The 3277-nt window shown below is 29.5% G+C and carries 3 protein-coding genes; 2 read left to right on the plus strand and 1 reads right to left on the minus strand.

Annotated features, from left to right (window positions below):
- The coding region (locus tag F6K22_RS36795) for an Hsp33 family molecular chaperone HslO (protein ID WP_363275231.1) at positions 1-119 on the minus strand (119 nt) is incomplete at its 3' end.
- A 218-nt stretch (positions 120-337) separates the two neighbouring features.
- Here F6K22_RS36795 and F6K22_RS36800 point away from each other — a divergent pair.
- Both F6K22_RS36800 and F6K22_RS36805 read left to right on the plus strand, forming a co-directional pair.
- Positions 338-736 carry a hypothetical protein gene (locus F6K22_RS36800; RefSeq protein ID WP_293109663.1) on the plus strand — a complete coding sequence of 133 codons (399 nt, stop codon included), beginning with the start codon at positions 338-340 and terminating at the stop codon, positions 734-736.
- 164 nt (positions 737-900) lie between these two features.
- Positions 901-1710 carry a Stf0 family sulfotransferase gene (locus F6K22_RS36805; RefSeq protein ID WP_293109665.1) on the plus strand — a complete coding sequence of 270 codons (810 nt, stop codon included), beginning with the start codon at positions 901-903 and terminating at the stop codon, positions 1708-1710.
- The last annotated feature ends 1567 nt before the right edge of the window (positions 1711-3277 follow it).

Genomic DNA, 3277 nt, shown 5'->3' on the forward strand with positions numbered 1-3277 from the left:
TAGGTCACCCAAGAAAGTTTGTGTCGTTGTCTTGCTTCTTCGGTTAAGCGAGTGGTAATTGCACCAACAGCACGAATGCCTCCTTCTGCTGCCGTAGCTCTAATTAGTTGATCTGCCATTGGAGTCCTTACATTTCTTAATAATTCTGAGTTTCTTTATCATAACTCTCTTGGTATACTACAGGTGAAATTTGTCCAAGATAACCGGACTTTAGTAAAAAATAGGTTAAAAATAGCATCATGTATATACTTGCGATGTTCTAATTTTGTTTGACAAAAAAACCAAAATATAAATAAATTTAAAAATTATATCTATTGTTATTAGTGATTAGATTGTTATGTTAGGTACTTTTCAAAAAAGCCATATAAGGATTGAGATTGAAGCTCCCGAAGCTACGATAAGAGATAGTTTGCTATGTCCATCTCAGTTACAAATATGGTTATGGCCTCAGCGTTTTTCTCCTGGACTACCGGAACAATTATCTGAGGGTGTAAAGTTTGAAACTTGGGTTGGACTGATAGAAATTAAGCATTGTGTTGATATAGTCAGACCAAATTGTTTGAGACTTATACTTAGTCAAGGCATTGATGGGTTTCATGAGTGGTATTGGGGAGATGGTTGGGTACAATCTCGTCTGGAAGGAATATCTATGTTTCCTATAAATTTGGGTCAAACTTTTAGTTTGCTTCGTTTACGAGATTTTGTATCTGGTCAAAAAGAAGTATCCACTCAATAATTGAGATAGACCTACAAGTGAAATATTTTACGGCATTTGAGGCTTGTTAGTAAGTGATTTAGCCTGGATTATTGATGGCTAACAAAAAGAAATAAAGAAGTTGCCAAATTTTAGGTTGAAGAATTAAAGTTATAATTTATATGTTGAGTGCGAAATGATAAATAATGTACGATATTTTTAATATAAAAAACATAGAGCAGAGTTACATAGTGTGTTCTACAGGCCGTTCTGGAAGCACTCTTTTATGTAGGACATTGAAACAATTCAACCATTGCGGTAATCCAGAGGAATATTTTCATCATTACAAAATAAAGCAATTCAAATTAAAGGGAGAACCAGATAATTTTATAAGTTATTTTAATTCTGTTGTTCAAGAGGGAACAACAAATGGTATTTTTGGTATGAAAATGCATTGGTGGCAAATGTATGAATTGATAAAATTAGCAAAAGAATCTCCTTTGTTTGAGAAAAAAAAGGATATAGAAATCTTAAACTCTTTGTTTCCTAATTTAAAATTTATCTACATCTGGAGACAAGATATGATTGCACAAGCTGTATCAACAATAATTGCACTTCAAAGAAAAGTTTGGAATATAAATTCTAGCAATAGTACAAATGAACCAAATCTTAAAAAAGAGGTAAACTTAAACAAAACAGATACGGTTCTAAAGTTCCAACCTCTTTCGATTTATAAATGGGAACAAAAGTTTCAGGATCAAAATCGACGGTGGAAAATTTTTTTTAAAGAGAATAACTTAAACTATTACGAAGTTACATATGAAAATTTAACTAGCTGTTTTGAAGAAGAAATAAAAAATGTACTAGAATTCCTAGGTATAGATAAAACCTTGATTCCCAAGGAAATTAAAATGGCTACTCAGAAGGTATCTACCGATATTAATCAAAAATATATTGACTATTATAAAATGTTTCCTAAACTATTATTGAAAGCTTTAAATAAGTTGGATAGTTAAACTGGGTGGATGGGGTTTTTAGACTTTGCCTCTCAGGAATGAAGTAGGGTTAGCTGATTAAGCCTAAAAGCCTTTATCTATAAAAAGCTTTAATCTTTTTGAGGCCAAACAAAGTGAGCTAAAATTATTTCTACTACCTCCTCTGTAATTCCAATTCATCCTGAATTATCATTCCTACCCTAAACAAAAATACTTTTTCCGCAAATCCTAAGTAAATTTAATTTAATGTTCCTCAAACTAACTCTAACTTTATAGATTAAAAATGTAAATTAGAAGATATCACTCTTATAGTTTTCTTATAATTTATTTCTCTTTCAGCTATAAAAATTAAATCGTGTTGTTCCTAATATATATTAATGATTAGGATTAATTTTAAATTCACCTTGAGACTCATAAACTGTCATTAAAATAGCTTTATAAGTTTGCTTAATATGTATAAATAATTATTATAAATTTGTCTATAACTACGTGAAATTAATAGTTATCGGATAAAGTTTATTTTATCTTTGATAAGTTAATAATTATGAAAATAAACTCATTAATCCTCTCTTTAAAGAAGTTTTATATAATAAAAAAATACTTTAGAGAGTGTTTGTAAAGTAAAGATTAAGACGGCTAGAGTGCTTAATTTTCGGTGGGTGGGGTGCGGAAAATTAAATTTTGGTTCCGGTTCATAATTATTGGCACTTAACCAACCCTACGCCTGGATTTAATATTCATTTTACAAACAATCTCTTATTATTGGCTAAACATATAATCATTGAGATTACCTATTTCTAAGTTAGAGCAATATTCACAATTAAGTAATTCAGCACAACTATAAATGTTTGGATTTAATTTTTCTGGTGTTAATTATGTTAGGATTATCGGATAATATCCATATTGGTCACCACGATTATGAGTTTTATAACACGAAATTATACAAGTTTCATGTCGACTTATACCTGATTTTTTTAGTTAAACTCTGAGTTATGATATTGGATATCAATAGAGTAGGATTAATTTTTGGATATAGATAATTCTATGAGGGTTAATATAATGGAAAAATTATGAGAATTTCAATAGTAATACTGCCTCCTGGTGGTCGGAAAAGATGGTTTATATACAGTTACCATTTTTTGTGTAGAAATGATATTAAGACGCACTTAAACTACATATCTCAAAATAAATAAACTAACTAAAATATTATATCTATTTCATATATTAGTTATATTAGTAGGTTAGTTAAATATTTGAAATGTCATGGGACGCGATCAAATATTTATATTAATTAATCTTGAGCATTTCCAGATGTATAGTCAAATCAAGTCGGCATTTATTATAACAAAAAAAATTATTTTAATCTCTTTTCTCCTGTTTCCTATTATCCATTAATATTTTCCTCTTTTGATCCATCCTAGTTTCAAATTTCAAATTGAAACACTACAATCTATCAGTTTTTGCAGATTTTTCGTGATATTTTAGTCTCCTAATTTTTCTTGTAAATTTGGATAGGTACTACGATCATTTATATTGACTATGCGACTCTCATCACCTGTTGCTGTTACATTTTCATATACTCGGCTAT

Origin of the sequence: Okeania sp. SIO2F4, assembly GCF_010672385.1 — a bacterium.
In the GTDB taxonomy this organism is placed as follows: Bacteria; Cyanobacteriota; Cyanobacteriia; order Cyanobacteriales; family Microcoleaceae; genus Trichodesmium.

Bases quoted from the DNA above. Each gene is read 5' to 3' on its own strand.
- F6K22_RS36800 (WP_293109663.1), top strand. From the start codon at position 338: ATGTTAGGTACTTTTCAAAAAAGCCATATAAGGATTGAGATTGAAGCT.
- F6K22_RS36805 (WP_293109665.1), top strand. From the start codon at position 901: ATGTACGATATTTTTAATATAAAAAACATAGAGCAGAGTTACATAGTG.